Source organism: Enemella evansiae, assembly GCF_004362375.1.
In the GTDB taxonomy this organism is placed as follows: Bacteria; Actinomycetota; Actinomycetes; order Propionibacteriales; family Propionibacteriaceae; genus Enemella; species Enemella evansiae.
In genome coordinates, this window is record NZ_SNXA01000016.1 from 59,569 (window position 1) to 74,860 (window position 15,292).

Consider the following 15,292-nt stretch of genomic DNA (forward strand, 5'->3'; position numbering starts at 1 on the left):
CAGAGAGGAACACCCGTGACCACGACCCAGAGCACCAAGCACACCCGAGGTGGCTTCAGCTCCCAGCGGGTGTTCATCCTCACCGCCATCGGATCGGCCGTCGGACTCGGCAACATCTGGCGCTTTCCCTATGTCGCCTACGAGAACGGCGGCGGCTCGTTCCTGATCCCCTACCTGTGTGCGCTGCTGTTCGCCGGGCTGCCGTTCCTGTTCCTCGACTACGCGCTGGGCCACCGGTTCCGCGGCTCGACCCCGCTGTCCTTCGCCCGGCTGTCCCGGCGCAGCGAGGGGTTGGGCTGGTGGCAGGTGCTGATCTGCGCGGTGATCGCGGTCTACTATGCCGCGATCATCGCCTGGGCCGGCATGTACGCGGTGTTCTCGATCGGGCGGACCTGGGGTGAGGACACCGAGTCCTATTTCTTCAAGTCCTTCCTGCAGGCCGGCGATCCGGGGCTGAGCCTGACCTTCGTGCCGCAGGCCGCCTGGCCGCTGGCGGTGGTCTGGATCGTGCTGCTGGGGATCCTGCTGCTCGGCGTGCAGCGCGGTATCGGGGCGACCTCGGTGGTGTTCATCCCGGTGCTGATGCTGGTCTTCCTGGCCCTGGTCGTGCAGGCGCTGCTGCTGCCCGGCGCCGTCGACGGGCTGAACGCCCTGTTCACCCCGAAGTGGTCGGCGCTGCTCGACCCGAGCGTCTGGGTCGCCGCCTTCGGGCAGATCTTCTTCTCGCTGTCGGTCGGCTTCGGGATCATGATCACCTACGCCTCCTACATGTCGAAGAAGACCGACCTGACCGGTTCGGGGCTGGTCGTCGGGTTCGCCAACTCCGGGTTCGAACTGCTCGCCGGGATCGGGGTGTTCTCCGCGCTCGGGTTCATGGCGCAGGCCAGCGGCAAGCCGGTCGCCGAGGTGGTGGCCAGCGGGCTGGGGATGGCCTTCGTCGCCTTCCCGACGATCATCAACGCCGCCCCGGCCGGTTCGCTGCTCGGTGTGCTGTTCTTCGCCTCCCTGGTGCTGGCCGGGATCACCTCCCTGGTCAGCGTGCTGGAGGTGGCGATCTCCGCGGTCCGCGACAAGTTCGACCTTCCCCGGGTGGCGGCCACCCTCTGGGTGGGGGTGCCGCTGGCGGTGATCAGCATGCTGCTGCTCGGCACCAGCACCGCGGTGTACGCGCTGGACGTGCTGGACCACTTCATCAACAACTTCGGCATCCTGCTGGTGGCCATCGTCAGCATGCTGGTGATCACCTGGGGGATCCGGGCGATCCCGATGCTGCGGGCACACCTGAACGCCAACGGCTCGGTGCCGATCGGGCGCTGGTGGCTGGTGCTGCTCGGTGTGGTGACACCGCTGGTGCTGGTGGTCAACCTGGTCCAGGCCTTCCTCGGCGATGTGGCCGAGCCCTATGAGGGATACCCGGGTTGGCTGCTCGGCACGCTCGGCTGGGGGGTGGCCGCCGGGGTGCTGGTGCTCGGCTTCCTGCTGGCCCTGCTGCCCTGGCGTACCGATGCGGTGAACGAGCCACCCACCGAACCCGACGGCACCCCGCAACCCGATGACGAAACCGCCCCTCAGGAGGCCCGATGACCCCGATCGCGATCGCCATGATGGTGCTGGCCATCGTCGTGCTGTGGGGCGGCCTGGCCGCCGCGGTGTTCAACCTCTGGCGTCACGGCAGGGCGACCAGGTAGGCGAGCACCGGCAGGCCGTTGAGACCGATGTGCGCCACGATGCTCGGCCAGAGCCGGCCGTAGCGCAGCGCGAGGTGGCCGAGCAGTACGCCGGACAGGCCCTGGTTGGCGAGCACCGAGGCGACGCTGTCGAGCGCCGGGAGCCCGCCGCCGTGTGAGCCGAGGTGCATCCCGGCGAAGGCGACCGAGCTGATCGCCACCGCGGCCCAGCCGCTGCCGAGGGCCTGCAGCCTGGTCTGCAGCCAGCCCCGGAAGAAGAACTCCTCGAGCACCCCGGCGGTGAGTGCGGTGATCGCGGCGATGATCGCCACCGTCACCGGGTCGATGCCGGTGGGATTGGTGAACCGTTGGGCGGCCGGGCCGCCGACCAGGCTCGCGCAGAAGACCAGCACCGGCAGCAGCGGCCACCAGCCGGCGGCCGGTCGTTCGAGGTGTCGGCGCTGGCCCCGGTGCCGGGCCCAGAGCACCAGCAGACCGCCGGCCCCGGCGTACCAGACCACCTTCCAGAACACGTAGTCGGCGTCGCCGAACAGCGGCGGGAACCACGAACTGGCCACGAACATCGCCTCGAACCCCAGCAGTCCCCACACCACCGCGACGATGCGGACCGGCGGGCCGGTGAAGCGCACCCGGACCGGAGGCAGCCGGGGCGGCGCCAACCGGGTCAGCGCGACGACGACCAGCACCACCAGCGCGGTCAGCCAGGCCGGGGTGCGCCCGGCACCCGGATCGGAGGAACCGGGCAGCCCGGCCGGATGGCGGAGGCTGACCCAGAGCACGCCCGCGCCCAGCAGGGCCACGCACACCGCCCCGATGAGGTCGAGGGTGTGCGGGCGGCGTCCAGCGGGTCCGGCCATGCCAGTAAATTAGCACGACCGAGTTAAAACCCGTGGGTCAGCTGATCTGCGGCCCCCGCGGCCCCTCGTCACCCGGGATGCCCTGCCCCGGCGTGTGGCCGGGGAGTTCGCTGCCACCGGTCTGCCCGGGCGGCAGCTGGACGCCGCCGGCGGGCTGGGGCGGTTCGGCGAGCGGGTCGCCCTTCATCTCCGGCGGGGTGACCGGCGGGATCTGCGAGGGCTGCCGGGTCGGCGAGCCGGTCCAGGCCGGTCGCTTCGGCCAGCGCTGCAGCGGCTCGAAGATCTTGGCCACCGCGTGCTTGTCCAGGGTCTCGTGCTCGAACAGCTGGCGGACCAGCTCGTCGAGGACCTCACGGTTGGTCTGCAGCACGTCGAACGCCTCCTGGTGGGCATTCGCGATCAGCGTCTTGACCTCCTCGTCGACGACCCCCGCGACCTCCTCGGAGTAGTCGCGGTTGCCGCCGCCGCCCATCTCCATGCCGAGGAAGGGCTCGGAGTCGCCCTTGCCGAGGCGGATCGCGCCGACCCGGTCACTCATGCCGTACTGGGTGACCATCGCGCGGGCGACGTTGGTGGCCTTGTCGATGTCGTTGGAGGCGCCGGTGGTCGGGTCGTGGAAGACGAGTTCCTCCGCTGCCCGGCCGCCCAGCATGTACGCCAGCTGGTCCAGCAGCTCGCCGCGGGTGCTGGAGTACTTGTCGTCGTCGGGCATCACCATGGTGTAACCCAGCGCCCGGCCGCGCGGCAGGATCGTCACCTTCTGCACCGGGTCGGTGCCCGGCATCGCCGCCGCGACCAGGGCGTGCCCGCCCTCGTGGTAGGCGGTGATCAGCCGCTCACGCTCGTTCATCAGCCGGGTCCGCTTCTGCGGGCCGGCGATCACCCGGTCGATGGCCTCGTCGACGTCGCCCTTGGAGATCAGCTTGCGGCCGCTGCGGGCGGTCAGCAGGGCGGCCTCGTTGAGCACATTGGCCAGGTCGGCACCGGTGAAGCCGGGGGTCCGCTGCGCCACCGACCGGAGGTCGACGTCGGCGGCGATCGGCTTGCCCTGGGCGTGCACCTTGAGGATCTGCGCGCGGCCGTTCATGTCGGGGGCGTCGACCTGGATCTGCCGGTCGAAGCGGCCCGGGCGGAGCAGCGCGGGGTCCAGCACGTCGGGCCGGTTGGTGGCGGCGATCAGGATGACCCCGCCGCGGACGTCGAAGCCGTCCATCTCGACCAGCAGCTGGTTCAGCGTCTGCTCGCGCTCGTCGTGGCCGCCGCCCATACCGGCGCCGCGGTGCCGGCCGACGGCGTCGATCTCGTCGATGAAGACGATCGCCGGGGCGTTGTCCTTGGCCTGCTCGAACAGGTCGCGGACCCGGGAGGCGCCGACGCCGACGAACATCTCGACGAAGTCGGAACCGGAGATCGAATAGAACGGTACACCGGCCTCGCCGGCGACCGCACGGGCGAGCAGGGTCTTACCGGTACCGGGCGGGCCGTAGAGCAGCACGCCCTTGGGGATCTTGGCGCCGACGGCCTGGAACTTGGGCGGGTCGGAGAGGAATTCCTTGATCTCCTCCAGCTCCTCGATCGCCTCCTCGGCACCGGCCACATCGGAGAACGTGGTCTTCGGGGTGTCCTTGTTGGCGACCTTGGCCTTGGACTTGCCGAACTGCATCACCCGGGAGCCGCCGCCCTGCATCGAGTTGAGCAGGAAGAAGAAGACCACACCGATCAGCAGGAACGGCAGCAGGCTGGGCAGCACGTAGTTCAAGAAGCCCGGCTGGGGCACCTTCACCGAGTAGTTCTCCAGGGTTCCGGCGGCGGACCGCTGCTGCAACCGGTCCGCGATCGGGCCGACCTGCGGGCCGACCCAGTAGGCCTTCAGCTTGGTCTTGTCATCGACGTTGACCTGGATCTGCTGCTCGCCCTCGATCAGCGTGACCTCCTTGAGCGGGTCGTTGCCGTTGATCACGGCAACCACCTCGGAGGTGGGCTTCTCGGTGTACCCGTCCACGGACTTGGCGAAGTCCAGGATGAGCAGCAGCGCGAGCAGGGCCAGGATGATCCAGACCACCGGCCCGCGGAAGATGCGTGAGAAGTTCATGACCTACCTAGTGCGGTTGGGTACACCAAAATTGCCCGGGTATGAGCACTCAGACCCTACCCGGGGGTGCCCAATATGACCCAACCACGGCCTCAGTGCAGCAGCTTCAGCCCGATCACGCAGCCGACGATGCCCATGATCAGCAGAATCTTGATCAGCGAGACCGTCTCGGTTCCGGTGGCCATCGCGTACGCCACCGTCAGCGAGGCGCCGATCCCGGTCCAGATGGCGTACGCCGTGCCGACCGGCAGGGTGCGCATCGCATAGCCCAGCCCGAGCATCGACAGCGCCACCGCGACCAGGAAGACCAGCGAGGGGGCCAATCGGGACAGGCCCTCCGAGCGGCCCAGCGCGGTGGCCCAGACGGCCTCGAGCACCCCGGAGAGGACCAGTACCACCCAGGCCATCGCGCACCTCCAGGTCGACGCCGTTCAGCTGTAGACGTGCGGGGCGAGGGTGCCCACCGACGTCAGGTTGCGGTACTTGCCCGCGTAGTCGAGACCGTAGCCGACGACGAACTCGTTGGGGATGTCGAAACCGACCCACTTCACGTCGACCGCGTTCTGCGCCGCCTCCGGCTTGCGGAACATGGTCATGATCTCCAGGCTCGCCGGCTCCCGGGAGCGCAGGTTGGAGATCAGGTAGCTCAGCGTCAGACCGGTGTCGATGATGTCCTCGACGACCAGCACGTGCCGGCCGGAGATGTCGGTGTTCAGATCCTTCAGGATCCGGACCACCCCCGAGGACTGGGTCCCCGAGCCGTAGGACGAGATCGCCATCCAGTCCATCGACATGTGGATGCTCATCGCCCGCGACAGGTCGGCCATCACCATCACCGCCCCGTTGAGCACCCCGACCAGCAACAGGTCCTTGTCGCGGTAGGTCTCGTCGATCTCCTTGGCGAGTTCGGCCAGCCGTTCGGCGACCTGCTCCCGGGTGTAGAGAACGTTCGTCAGGTCGGCTGCGATGTGTCCCTCATCCACGAGGGTCAGTCTGGCAGAACCAGCAGCCGGTTTTCACGTCGGGCCACCCGCAACCCGGGCACCTCGACCCACTTCTGGCCGTGCCAGTCGGAGATCAGCGAGTCCACCGCGAGCACCTGGCGGTACGCCGGCTGCTCGGCTCCGCGCTCCACCAGCCAGCGGCGCAGCACCCGGCGGCGCAGTGCGGGTTCGTCGGGCAGCGCGGCCAGCGGCAGCTCGGCGGTCAGCTGGTCATCGGGCACCGCCTGCTGCGACAGCCGCTCCAGCAGCTCGGAGTCGTCGCGCAGCATGGTGGCGGTGCGGGCGAGCGATTCGGCGATGCCGGGGCCCAGCTTGTCCTCCATCAGCGGCAGCACCTTGCGCCGGATCCGGACCCGGGCGTACGCGTCGTCGGAGTTGTGCGGGTCGTCCCAGTACTTGGTGCCGGCCTCGGCGCAGGCGGCCTCGGTGAGCTTGCGGCGGACGCCGAGGAAGGGCCGGACGAAGCAGTCCCGTTCGGGCGCCATCCCGCGCAGCGAGCGGGCGCCGGAGCCGCGGGCCAGACCGAGCAGCACCGTCTCGGCCTGGTCGTCGAGGGTGTGGCCGAGCAGCACCAGGGCACCGGTCTCCTCGGCGACGGCGGCCAGCGCCTCGTGCCGGGCGGTCCGGGCGGCGGCCTCCGGTCCCCCGTCGGTGCCGACGTGCACCGCGACCACGTCGGCCTCCAGCCCGAGCTTGCCGGCCCGGGAGGCGGCCTTGGCGGCCACCTCGGCCGAGTCGGGTTGCAGCCCGTGGTCGATCACCACGGCCCGGGCGGGCAGACCCCGGCGGCGGGCGACGATGGCGGTGGCGGCGACCAGGGAGAGCGAGTCCGCGCCGCCGGAGCAGCCGACCAGCAGGGGCGCCTCCCGGTCCCCGATGGCGTGTTCGACGGCGCCGACGAGTTCCAGCAGGGCGGGTCCGAGTTCCTTCTTGGCCACCCTCATACCCCCATCCGACGCAGCCAGGCGTCCGGGTCGTGGATCTCGGCCAGGCTCGGCAGTTCGGCGGGCGAGGCCAGAGCCTGGTTGAAGCCGGTGAAACCGACCCGGTCGACCACGGCGCGGCAGAAGCGGGCGCCGTCGCGGTACTGGGCGAGCTTGAGGTCCATGCCGAGCAACCGGCGTACCACCTTGTCCAGCCCGCGACCGCTGCGCCGCCGCTCGAAGCGCTGCCGGATCTGGGTGACCGAGCCGATCACCTCCGGCCCGACGCGGTCCATCACCACATCGGCATGGCCCTCGAGCAGCGACATCAGCGCGGTCACCCGCTCCACCCGGTTCCGGGTGTCGGTGGCGTCGGCGCCGATCAGGTCGAGCAGGGTGGCGCCGGCGGCGTCGTTGCGCAGCCGGTTCAGCAGCTCACCGAAGGCCGGGGTGTTCAGATCCAGCCCGGCCAGCAGGCCGTCCATCTCGGCCCGGAGGTGGTCCCGCAGCCAGGCCCGGGCGGTGAACTGCACCCGGTGGGTCTCCTCGTGCAGGCAGACCCAGAGCCGGAAGTCGTGCGGGTCGGCGCCCAGCTGGCGTTCGGCGTGCAGCACGTTCGGCGCGACCAGCAGCAGCCGGCCGGCCGGTGCGTGGAAGGGGTCGAACTGGCCGAGCACCTTGGTACCGAGCCAGGCCAGCACGCTGCCCAGTTCGACCGCCGCGGCGCGGCCACCGCGGCCGGGTCGCCGGTTCGGCTCGCCGGGCAGGTCACCGCCGAGGACCCCGCGCATCGATTCGACGTTGGCGCGCAGCCAGCTGCGCCGGTCGACGATGAGCACCGGTGCGGAGTCCGGCGGAGCGGTCAACTGGGCGGTCTCGGCGACCAGTGGCTGGGCGCGGGTGGCGCCGGCGCGGAGCTCGGCCACCGCCTCGGCCGCTTCGGCAGGGGTGACCTGCGGGCCCGCCGGGATCAGTCGGGAACCGGTACCGATGGCCAGCTCCCAGTCGATCGGGGGCAGCATCCCTGTCACTCCTCGCGGGGCTGTCATGGCTGCGAGCGTACGCGCGGCGGGCCGGGATCAGAATCCGCGGCCCGCCGGGGCGTACTCGAACGCTGCTGGCTCAGCGCTTGTAGGTCATGTGCCAGCTCTCGGAGGAGACGTCGAACACGAAGCCATACTTGCCGGCGTTGCGGTGCAGCCAGTCCCGGCCGTCCCGGCCGACGTCGAAGGCGCGGCCCCAGCCGTGGTTGGAGGTGCCGGGCCGGGCAGCCAGGTTGCCGTTGTTGCACTTCTTGGTCTTGTAGCAGTCCCAGAAGTACTGCTGGCGGGCGAGGCTGCGGTAGCCGTCGTTGACGGTGATGTCCCGGCCGCCGTGGGCGGCCTTGAAGGCGTTGTTCATCGCGGTGTAGTCCTTCAGCAGGGTGCAGCTCATCTGCTCCTTGCTGTTGCCGGGTACGGCGACCAGCGCCGAGCTCGGCAGCTTGCCGTTGGCGAAGTTGCGCGGGTTGGGGCAGCTGCCGCTGCCGCCACCGCTGCCACCGCTGCCGCCGGAGGAACCGCGGAGCAGCTTCGACCAGGTGGCGGGGCCGACGACCCCGTCCGCGCTCAGGCCGTTGGTGCGCTGGAAGTTGATGACCGAGGCCTTGGTCTTCGGGCCGAAGTTGCCGTCGACCTGCAGTCCGAGGCGGCCCTGCAGCGCCTTCACCGCGGTGCCCTTGGATCCGTAGCGGACCACGCCGAGTGCCTTGTCCCAGGTCTTCGGCCCGGTCACGCCGTCGGCGCTCAGGCCCTTGGACTTCTGGAATGCCTTCACCGCGGCGACCGTCTTCGGGCCGTAGCTGCCGTCGACGCCGGTGCCGACGGCGGCCTGGATGGCCTTCACGGCGTTGCCGGTGGCGCCCTGCTTGAGCACCGGCAACCCGGAGGTCGGGATACCGGCGGCGTCGGCGGTGGCTGCCGGTGCGACGGTGTTGACGACGGCGAGGGTTGGTGCGGTGACCGCGAGCGTCGCGGCGGCGGTGACGAGGATCTTCTTGCGCAGCTTCATGTCTGACTCCCTGGTGGCCCCAGTGGGGGGTGGTGGATGCCCCTTACCGAATCAGTCGGGAAGTCACTTCCACCAGAGCGAAGGGGGTGGAAAGTTCCACACAGCGACGGTGGTCAGAGGTCTTCCACCGGGAGTCAACTGCAGCCGCAGCTCGCCAGCGCCGCGGTCACCCGGTCCAGCCAGACCCGGTCGGCGTACTCGTTCTGGTCGTCGTTGATGATGAACGAATAGACCAGCAGCGCGCCGTCGCCGGCGCGGACGTAGCCGGCCATCGAATGCACCCGGGTCAGGGTGCCGGTCTTGGCCCGGACCAGCCCGCGGCCGGCCTGGGTACCGTCCTCCAGATAGCGGCCGGCCAGGGTGCCCTCCACCCCGGCGACCGACATCCCGGTGGCCAGCGCCCGCAGCTGAGGGTGGTCGGCGGAGACGGCGAGCTGCACGACCCGGGTCAGCGAGGTCACCGAGGCGAGATTGCTGCGGGCCAACCCGGAGCCGTCAACGATCCGCATCCCGTCGGTCCAGGCGCCGAGCCTGGTCAGGGTCTGCTGCATCGCGGCCTGGGCGTCGGCGATCGAACCGCTGCGGCCACCGGTACGCCCGACGTGGCGGAACAGCACCTCGGCGGCGTCGTTGTCGGAGTAGATCAGGATCTGCTCGACGATCCGTTCCAACGGCAGGCCCTTGACCTGGGCGAGCTGGGCGGCCTGCTGCGGCGCACTACCGGCGTTCACCGCGGTCACCTGCACACCCCGACGACCGAGTTCGGCGGCGAAGGCGTTGCCGGCACCGCGGGCCGGATCGCGGTCCCGGGGACCGATCGCCTGATTGTTGATCCGGGCCCCGTCGATCCACAGCGCCGAGGTGTCGGCGGCGTAGTCCCGGTAACCGGGCAGCCAGTCGGGGTTCCAGGTGGGCCCGCTGAACAGGGTGTTGTCGGTGACCACTTCGACCGGCCCGCTCTGCCCCTGGGCCTGCAGCGCCTCGGCGGTGCTGCGGGCCAGGGTGAGGATCGAGGCCCGGCCGTCGGCGGGTTCGCCGCCGAGCAGATAGGGGTCACCACCGCCGACCAGATAGACCTTGCCCGGATCGGCCGGATCGCGGCGCACGGTGGTGCTGAACCGCTGATCGGGGCCGTAGGCGTCCAGTGCGGCCACGGTGGTGAGGGTCTTCAGCGTGGAGGCCGGGGTGCCGACCTGGCCGGTGTTGTTGGCATAGACCTGCTCGCCGGTGGCCTCGTCGACCACCTGGCCCATCATCCGGCCGCCGATCGGTCCGACCGCGGCGATCCGCTCGGCGACCCGGGCCGCCCTGGTACCGGGCTGCGGGGTGGCCGGTTCCAGCACCGGCGCCGCGGGTTGCGGCGGCAGGCCGGCGGGCTGCTCGTCGTGGTCGAAGATGCTCGGATCGATGGTGGAGGCGCCCCCGTCGACCCAGAGCCCGGTGGCGTAGAGGCCCTTGCGGCCGAGCGACTGGGCCACACCGGTGACCAGGCCCACCACGACCAGCACGACGACTGCCATCAGCAGCCCTGCGCGCAGCATCACACTCCCGCGGCGGCTGTTTGGCATCTGGCTCCCGGGGGTAACGGTATGGTCTGTGGCGTACACATCACAGAGAGGGTCATTGGTGACTGAAGAGTACTCCGCCCCGGCCGGCCAGGACGCCCCCGAACCGCCGAAGGGCATCCGTTTCGATGTGACCGTCGAAATCCCCAAGGGACAGAAGAACAAGTACGAGGTCGACCACGAGACCGGTCGGATCCGCCTCGACCGCACCCTCTTCACCTCCACCCAGTACCCCTCCGACTACGGCTTCATCGAGGGCACCCTCGGCGAGGACGGCGATCCGCTGGACGCGCTGGTGCTCGTCCCGGAGCCGACCTTCCCCGGTTGCCTGATCGAGTGCCGGGCGATCGGCATGTTCCGGATGACCGATGAGGCCGGTGGTGACGACAAGGTGATCTGCGTCCCGACCGACGACCATCGCCGCGACCATCTGCAGGATCTCGAGGATCTGCCGACCTATTCGGTCCTGGAGATCGAGCACTTCTTCACCGTCTACAAGGACCTCGAGCCCGGCAAGTCCGTCGAGGGTGCCACCTGGGCCGGCCGGGTGGATGCCGAAGCCGAGATCCATGCCTCCTTCGAGCGCGCCAAGGGCACCTCGTTCGAGGCGCACCACAAGCTGATCTGAGGTCGACCCCCGCGTGAGTTCCCGGCTGCTGCTGTTGTTGTCTCCGGCCGCGAATCGGGTGTACGCCGGCTCGGCCGACCGCTTGGCGGCGGCCGAGCTGCAGATCTGCGCCGGGCTGGATTCGGTTGCCCCGCAACGGATCGCGGGCATCGACTATCTGGCCTTCGACGCCTCGCCCGGTGAGGATCTGCTGCGCACGGTCGCCGGCCAGTCGGCCCGGTTGGCGCTGTTCGAGGAGGTCGACGCCCACCTTCTCCGGCCCCGGGAGCTACCCGTGGTCGATGAGTTGGACGACGACTTCGTCACCATCCCGAAGTACCAGGGCAAGACCAACGAGCAGTTCACCCGCCTGCTGCTGAACGTGACGCTGTCCCAGGTGACCGCGCCGCGGGATCGGCAGTGGACGGTGCTGGATCCGCTGGCCGGCCGCGGTACCACGGCGGCGGTGGCCTGGCTGTCCGGGTTGGATGCGGCCGGGGTGGAGGCCGATCAGAAGTCGGTCGAGGCGATGGCCGGGTTCTGGAAGACCTGGTTGCGGCGCAAGCGGCTCAAGCACAACGCCGAGATGTCACCGGTACGCCGGGAGGGCAAGTCGATCGGCAAGCGGTTCGATGTCACCGCGACCCTGCCGAGCGGCCGCCGGGCGAGCCTGACGGTGTTCACCGGCGATACCCGCAATTCCAAGGCCCTGTTCGGAAAGCGGCGGTTCGAGGCGATCGTCGCCGACGCCCCCTACGGCGTGGTGCACGGATCCCGCACCGATGTGGTCGGGGTGGCCGGGAAATCGCGGTTGCTTGCAGAGCCAAAGGGTACGCGCGATCGCTCCCCAGCCGGGTTGCTCGGTGAGGCCGTGGGTGGCTGGGCGGAGCAGCTGGTGCCCGGCGGCGCGCTCGGGCTGAGCTGGAACACCCTGGGCCTGTCCCGCGAGGATCTCGCCGCGGTGTTGCAGCGCGCCGGGCTGGAGGTGCGCGACGGCGGGCCGTGGTTGGAGTTCGCGCACCGGGTGGATTCCTCGATCAACCGTGATCTGCTGGTGGCCCACAAACCTGACTGAGAGGTCGATGTGATGGACGAGCACCGAACGCTGTTGTTGCTGCGGCACGCGCAGGCGGTGGACTTCTCCCCCGGCCGCGGTGACATCGACCGTCCGCTCACCGATGCCGGCCGTTCGCAGGCGGACCACCTCGCCGAAATCCTTGCCGAGCAGGGAATGCGCGTCGACCGGGTGCTCTGCTCGGCGGCGCTGCGCACCCGGGAGACCGCCGAGCGGCTCAATCCGGGGGTCGATCTCGAACTGCTGGAGGACCTCTACAACGCCGGTTCGGAGACGATCGAGCGGCATGTCGCGGAGAGCGACCCGGGCCAGCGGGTGGTGCTGGTGGTCGGGCACGCGCCCGGCATCCCCACCCTGGCGCACGCGCTCGCCGATGAGCAGACCTCGGAGCCGAAGGCGCTGGAGTCCATCGCCCGCGGCTACCCGCCGGCGACGCTGGCGGTGCTCGAGGTGACCGGCGACTGGGCCGAACCGGCGGGCGTACGCCTGGTCGAGGTCTGGCACGGCTGATGAGCGACCTGCAGTGCCCGGCCCGGTTGTTGTTCGTCGCAGTGGATGGGTTCGACCGGCGGGCACTGCTCGCCGCGCTGGGGGCGGAGCGGGTGGCCGGTCTGTGGGCGGCGACCGAGGCGGAGGCGGCCGAGTTGGCGGAGGCGCTGGGGCTCGGGGTGCGAGTGGATGAGCGGTTGAGCGACCCCGACCAGCTGGATCAGCTGATCGAGGATGTCGCGGATCTCGGCCGGGGTGAGACCACCGTGCTGCTGGGTCGGATCGGCCCGCTCGAGGTCCTCGTCGACGGCGACGGCGTACGCCGCCGGCCCTGGCTCATTCGCTGACGGGCTGCTCCGGGCGCGGCAGGGTGATCGTCGCGGTCGCGCCGCGTCCGGGACCGGGCGAGGTGAGCCCGAGCCGGCCCTGCTGGGCGTCGATGACGGCGCGAGAGATCGTCAGCCCGAGCCCGGTACCGGGGCCGGGTCGCGATCCGGGGGCGCGGTGGAAGCGCTCGAAGACCGCCTCGGTCTCCTCGGCCGGCAGCCCTGAACCGTTGTCGGTGATGGTGATCCGACCGACCGGGGCACCGTCGACGCTGGTCCGGGAGACGCCGATCAGCACCTGCGGTCGGGCCTGGTCGGCGCTGGCCTGCAGCGCGTTGCCGAGCAGGTTGATCAGCACCTGGGCGAGCTGGCGGCGGTCGGCCCGCACGGTGGCGGTACCGCCGGGGAGCAGGGTGAGTTCCCCGCCGGCGGCCTCGAACTGGGGCCGCAGCCGGTCGGCGATTTCGGTGGCGAGGGCCCGCAGTTCGACCTCGGTGACCTCGAGGTCGACCTCACCGCGCTGCACCCTGGCCAGGGTGGACAGATCGGTCGCCAGCCGGCGGATCCGGCGCACCTCACGCTGCGCGGTCTCCGGCTCGGGCAGGGCGGCGAGCTCGGTGTCCAGCACCTGCAGGGGCGCGGTGAGCTGGTCGGCGGCCTGGCCGATGAATGCGTCGTGGCGACGGTCGGTGTCGGCGAGGCGTTCGCCACGGTCGGACAGGTCGGCGGTCAGTTCGAGCTGCCGCTGCTCCCGGTTGGCCAGTTCGGCCTGGTCGCGCAGCAGCCGCGGGCGCAGCGCCAGGAAGCACCCGGCGACCCCGACCAGCAGACCGATGACGGCAGCGAGAATGATTCCGGTCATCGCATTTCCTCCACCCGGTGAGGCTATCGCCCTATATTTGCGGCCAGGTACCTGCTCGAAGGGGAGACATCGTGACCGATCCGCGCGTCAGCACCGTCGATGGCCTGATCCGCCGCAGCGCGCGGCGTACACCCGAGGCGGTGGCGGTCCGCTTCGCCGACCGGGAGTGGACCTATCGCGAGCTGGACGAGGCGACCAGCCGCGGGGCGGCGTACCTGCTCGGTCGTGGGCTGTCCCCCGGTGATCGGGTGGCGGCGTACGGGAAGAACTCCGATGCCTATCTGATCGCCTTCCTGGCGTGTGCGCGGGCCGGGTTGGTGCATGTGCCGTTGAACTATGCGTTGACCGGTGGCGAATTGGCTTATCTGATTGAGGATTCCGGTGCCTCGTTGGTGCTGGCGGATCCGGCGTTGGCGGGGAATCTGGAGTCGGTGTGGTCGGGTGGTTTGGTGCTGCTGCGTGATGATCCGGAGAGTTTCGGGGCGGTGGTACGCACCGGTGAGCTGCCGGCGGAGTTGCCGGCGGTGGCCGATGGCGATCTGGTGCAGTTGCTCTACACCTCGGGGACCACGTCGCGGCCGAAGGGGGCGATGATGACCCATCGGGCGTTGGTGCATGAGTATCTGTCCTGCCTGACCGCGCTGGACTTCGCGCCCGATGACGATCCGCTGCATGTGATGCCGCTCTACCATTCGGCGCAGCTGCACGTGTTCATCATGCCGGCACTGGCGATCGGTGGGTGCAACACGATCCTGGAGGTACCGGATCCGGGCGAGGTGCTGCGTCGGCTGGCCGAGGACGGGCATCGGTCGTTCTTCGCCGCGCCGACGCTGTGGGTGGCGATGGCGAATCACGAGTCGCTGGCCGGGTTGGACCTGGCCGGGGTCGAGAAGTGCTATTACGGGGCGTCGATCATGCCGGGGCCGGTTCTGCAGCGACTGCAGGAGAAGATGCCGAACTCGGGGTTCTACAACTGTTTCGGGCAGTCCGAGATCGCGCCGTTGGCGACCGTGTTGCGGCCGGAGGAGCATGTGGAGCGGCCGGATTCGGCGGGGCGTCCGGTGCTGTTCGTGGAGTTGCGGGTGGTCGATCCGGAGGGTACGGAGGTGGCGCCCGGTGGGACCGGTGAGGTGGTCTACCGCTCACCGCAGCTGTGTACCGGTTATTGGAACAAGCCGGAGGAGACCGAGGCGGCGTTCGACGGTGACTGGTTCCATTCCGGGGACCTGGTCCGGATCGACGAGGAGGGGTTCATCTTCGTTGTGGACCGGATCAAGGATGTGATCAACACCGGTGGTGTGGTGGTCGCCTCCCGCGAGGTCGAGGATGCGTTGTACTCGCACCCCGCCGTTGCGGAGGTCGCCGTGATCGGCGTACCCGATGCGAAGTGGATCGAGGCCGTGCATGCGGTGGTGGTGGCGAAGGACGCGGTCACCGTCGAGGAGCTGACCGCGTACGCCCGCGAGCGCCTTGCGCCGTTCAAGGTGCCCAAGTCCATCGAGTTCTCCGATTCCTTGCCCCGCAACGCATCCGGGAAGATCCTGAAACGCGAACTGCGCCCAGCGGAGTGACGTTCATCGAGTAGGTCGCGCAGCGACCGTGTCGAGATGAACCCACGTTGGCTGAGCTGAGCGAGCGACGGATGCCTTCCCACGTTGGCTGTTGACTGCGCGCTCCTGTGGTCGGGGCATGGGAGTTCGGTTGGGGCATGGCACACCATGCTCGGACCGAAGGACGATGCCCCGACCGAATCAG

At 69.9% G+C, this 15,292-nt stretch carries 16 protein-coding genes; 7 read left to right on the forward strand and 9 right to left on the reverse strand.

All coding sequences use genetic code 11. The features are described 5' to 3' along the window. The first annotated feature begins 15 nt into the window (after positions 1 to 15). Both C8D81_RS20700 and C8D81_RS20705 read left to right on the forward strand, forming a co-directional pair. Positions 16 to 1,584: a sodium-dependent transporter gene (locus tag C8D81_RS20700; RefSeq protein ID WP_133626710.1), complete on the forward strand. Its 1,569-nt coding sequence runs from the start codon at positions 16 to 18 to the stop codon at positions 1,582 to 1,584. Continuing rightward, positions 1,581 to 1,688: a methionine/alanine import family NSS transporter small subunit gene (locus tag C8D81_RS20705; RefSeq protein ID WP_094357824.1), complete on the forward strand. Its 108-nt coding sequence runs from the start codon at positions 1,581 to 1,583 to the stop codon at positions 1,686 to 1,688. The genes C8D81_RS20700 and C8D81_RS20705 overlap by 4 nt, the downstream gene beginning before the upstream one ends. Here C8D81_RS20705 and C8D81_RS20710 read toward each other — a convergent pair. The 8 genes from C8D81_RS20710 to dacB all read right to left on the reverse strand — a co-directional run bounded on the left by C8D81_RS20710 (position 1,667) and on the right by dacB (position 10,154). After that, positions 1,667 to 2,545, reverse strand: coding sequence for a CPBP family intramembrane glutamic endopeptidase (locus C8D81_RS20710; protein WP_094425732.1), 879 nt, complete (start codon positions 2,543 to 2,545; stop codon positions 1,667 to 1,669). The genes C8D81_RS20705 and C8D81_RS20710 overlap by 22 nt on opposite strands. Positions 2,546 to 2,582: 37 nt before the next feature. Continuing rightward, on the reverse strand, positions 2,583 to 4,637 hold the full coding sequence (gene ftsH, locus C8D81_RS20715; RefSeq protein ID WP_094425730.1) for an ATP-dependent zinc metalloprotease FtsH: 2,055 nt from the start codon (positions 4,635 to 4,637) through the stop codon (positions 2,583 to 2,585). Between the two features lie 92 nt (positions 4,638 to 4,729). Further along, complete coding sequence (locus C8D81_RS20720; RefSeq protein ID WP_094357830.1) at positions 4,730 to 5,044, reverse strand: DMT family transporter; 315 nt, start codon at positions 5,042 to 5,044, stop codon at positions 4,730 to 4,732. A 24-nt stretch (positions 5,045 to 5,068) separates the two neighbouring features. Further along, positions 5,069 to 5,620: a hypoxanthine phosphoribosyltransferase gene (hpt, locus tag C8D81_RS20725; RefSeq protein ID WP_094405020.1), complete on the reverse strand. Its 552-nt coding sequence runs from the start codon at positions 5,618 to 5,620 to the stop codon at positions 5,069 to 5,071. Positions 5,621 to 5,625: 5 nt separating this feature from the next. After that, positions 5,626 to 6,585 carry a tRNA lysidine(34) synthetase TilS gene (gene tilS / locus C8D81_RS20730; RefSeq protein WP_229117721.1) on the reverse strand — a complete coding sequence of 320 codons (960 nt, stop codon included), beginning with the start codon at positions 6,583 to 6,585 and terminating at the stop codon, positions 5,626 to 5,628. Beyond that, positions 6,582 to 7,613 (reverse strand): zinc-dependent metalloprotease, encoded by a 1,032-nt coding sequence (locus C8D81_RS20735; protein ID WP_229117720.1) that lies wholly within the window; start codon positions 7,611 to 7,613, stop codon positions 6,582 to 6,584. The genes tilS and C8D81_RS20735 overlap by 4 nt, the downstream gene beginning before the upstream one ends. A 73-nt stretch (positions 7,614 to 7,686) precedes the next feature. Next, positions 7,687 to 8,613 (reverse strand): peptidoglycan-binding protein, encoded by a 927-nt coding sequence (locus C8D81_RS20740; protein WP_094405017.1) that lies wholly within the window; start codon positions 8,611 to 8,613, stop codon positions 7,687 to 7,689. A gap of 134 nt (positions 8,614 to 8,747) precedes the next feature. Continuing rightward, positions 8,748 to 10,154: a D-alanyl-D-alanine carboxypeptidase/D-alanyl-D-alanine endopeptidase gene (dacB, locus tag C8D81_RS20745; protein WP_172421781.1), complete on the reverse strand. Its 1,407-nt coding sequence runs from the start codon at positions 10,152 to 10,154 to the stop codon at positions 8,748 to 8,750. Between the two features lie 142 nt (positions 10,155 to 10,296). Here dacB and C8D81_RS20750 point away from each other — a divergent pair, with 142 nt between their 5' ends. From C8D81_RS20750 to C8D81_RS21105, 4 genes are read left to right on the forward strand one after another with little or no spacing between them, the layout of a single operon-like run. Next, complete coding sequence (locus C8D81_RS20750) at positions 10,297 to 10,806, forward strand: inorganic diphosphatase (protein WP_407644086.1); 510 nt, start codon at positions 10,297 to 10,299, stop codon at positions 10,804 to 10,806. A 13-nt stretch (positions 10,807 to 10,819) separates the two neighbouring features. Then, positions 10,820 to 11,860: a TRM11 family SAM-dependent methyltransferase gene (locus C8D81_RS20755; protein ID WP_229117719.1), complete on the forward strand. Its 1,041-nt coding sequence runs from the start codon at positions 10,820 to 10,822 to the stop codon at positions 11,858 to 11,860. Positions 11,861 to 11,872: 12 nt separating this feature from the next. Next, a complete protein-coding gene (locus tag C8D81_RS20760) occupies positions 11,873 to 12,370 on the forward strand; it encodes a SixA phosphatase family protein (RefSeq protein ID WP_094405015.1) in 498 nt (165 codons plus the stop codon). After that, complete coding sequence (locus tag C8D81_RS21105) at positions 12,370 to 12,696, forward strand: hypothetical protein (protein WP_094405014.1); 327 nt, start codon at positions 12,370 to 12,372, stop codon at positions 12,694 to 12,696. The genes C8D81_RS20760 and C8D81_RS21105 overlap by 1 nt, the downstream gene beginning before the upstream one ends. Here the strand turns inward: C8D81_RS21105 and C8D81_RS20770 are convergent. Further along, a complete protein-coding gene (locus tag C8D81_RS20770; protein ID WP_094405013.1) occupies positions 12,686 to 13,537 on the reverse strand; it encodes a sensor histidine kinase in 852 nt (283 codons plus the stop codon). The two genes, C8D81_RS21105 and C8D81_RS20770, sit on opposite strands and share 11 nt — an antisense overlap. A 71-nt stretch (positions 13,538 to 13,608) precedes the next feature. On the opposite strand from C8D81_RS20770, the gene C8D81_RS20775 reads away from it, so the two are divergent. Beyond that, on the forward strand, positions 13,609 to 15,108 hold the full coding sequence (locus C8D81_RS20775; RefSeq protein WP_094430087.1) for a fatty acyl-CoA synthetase: 1,500 nt from the start codon (positions 13,609 to 13,611) through the stop codon (positions 15,106 to 15,108). Positions 15,109 to 15,292: the final 184 nt, after the last annotated feature.

Excerpts from the sequence above, each read along its gene's own strand:
- C8D81_RS20705 (WP_094357824.1), top strand. The coding sequence starts at position 1,581 with ATGACCCCGATCGCGATCGCCATGATGGTGCTGGCCATCGTCGTGCTG.
- C8D81_RS20710 (WP_094425732.1), bottom strand. The coding sequence starts at position 2,545 with ATGGCCGGACCCGCTGGACGCCGCCCGCACACCCTCGACCTCATCGGG.
- ftsH (WP_094425730.1), bottom strand. The coding sequence starts at position 4,637 with ATGAACTTCTCACGCATCTTCCGCGGGCCGGTGGTCTGGATCATCCTG.
- C8D81_RS20720 (WP_094357830.1), bottom strand. The coding sequence starts at position 5,044 with ATGGCCTGGGTGGTACTGGTCCTCTCCGGGGTGCTCGAGGCCGTCTGG.
- tilS (WP_229117721.1), bottom strand. The coding sequence starts at position 6,585 with ATGAGGGTGGCCAAGAAGGAACTCGGACCCGCCCTGCTGGAACTCGTC.
- C8D81_RS20735 (WP_229117720.1), bottom strand. The coding sequence starts at position 7,613 with ATGACAGCCCCGCGAGGAGTGACAGGGATGCTGCCCCCGATCGACTGG.
- C8D81_RS20740 (WP_094405017.1), bottom strand. The coding sequence starts at position 8,613 with ATGAAGCTGCGCAAGAAGATCCTCGTCACCGCCGCCGCGACGCTCGCG.
- dacB (WP_172421781.1), bottom strand. The coding sequence starts at position 10,154 with ATGCTGCGCGCAGGGCTGCTGATGGCAGTCGTCGTGCTGGTCGTGGTG.
- C8D81_RS20760 (WP_094405015.1), top strand. The coding sequence starts at position 11,873 with ATGGACGAGCACCGAACGCTGTTGTTGCTGCGGCACGCGCAGGCGGTG.
- C8D81_RS21105 (WP_094405014.1), top strand. The coding sequence starts at position 12,370 with ATGAGCGACCTGCAGTGCCCGGCCCGGTTGTTGTTCGTCGCAGTGGAT.
- C8D81_RS20770 (WP_094405013.1), bottom strand. The coding sequence starts at position 13,537 with ATGACCGGAATCATTCTCGCTGCCGTCATCGGTCTGCTGGTCGGGGTC.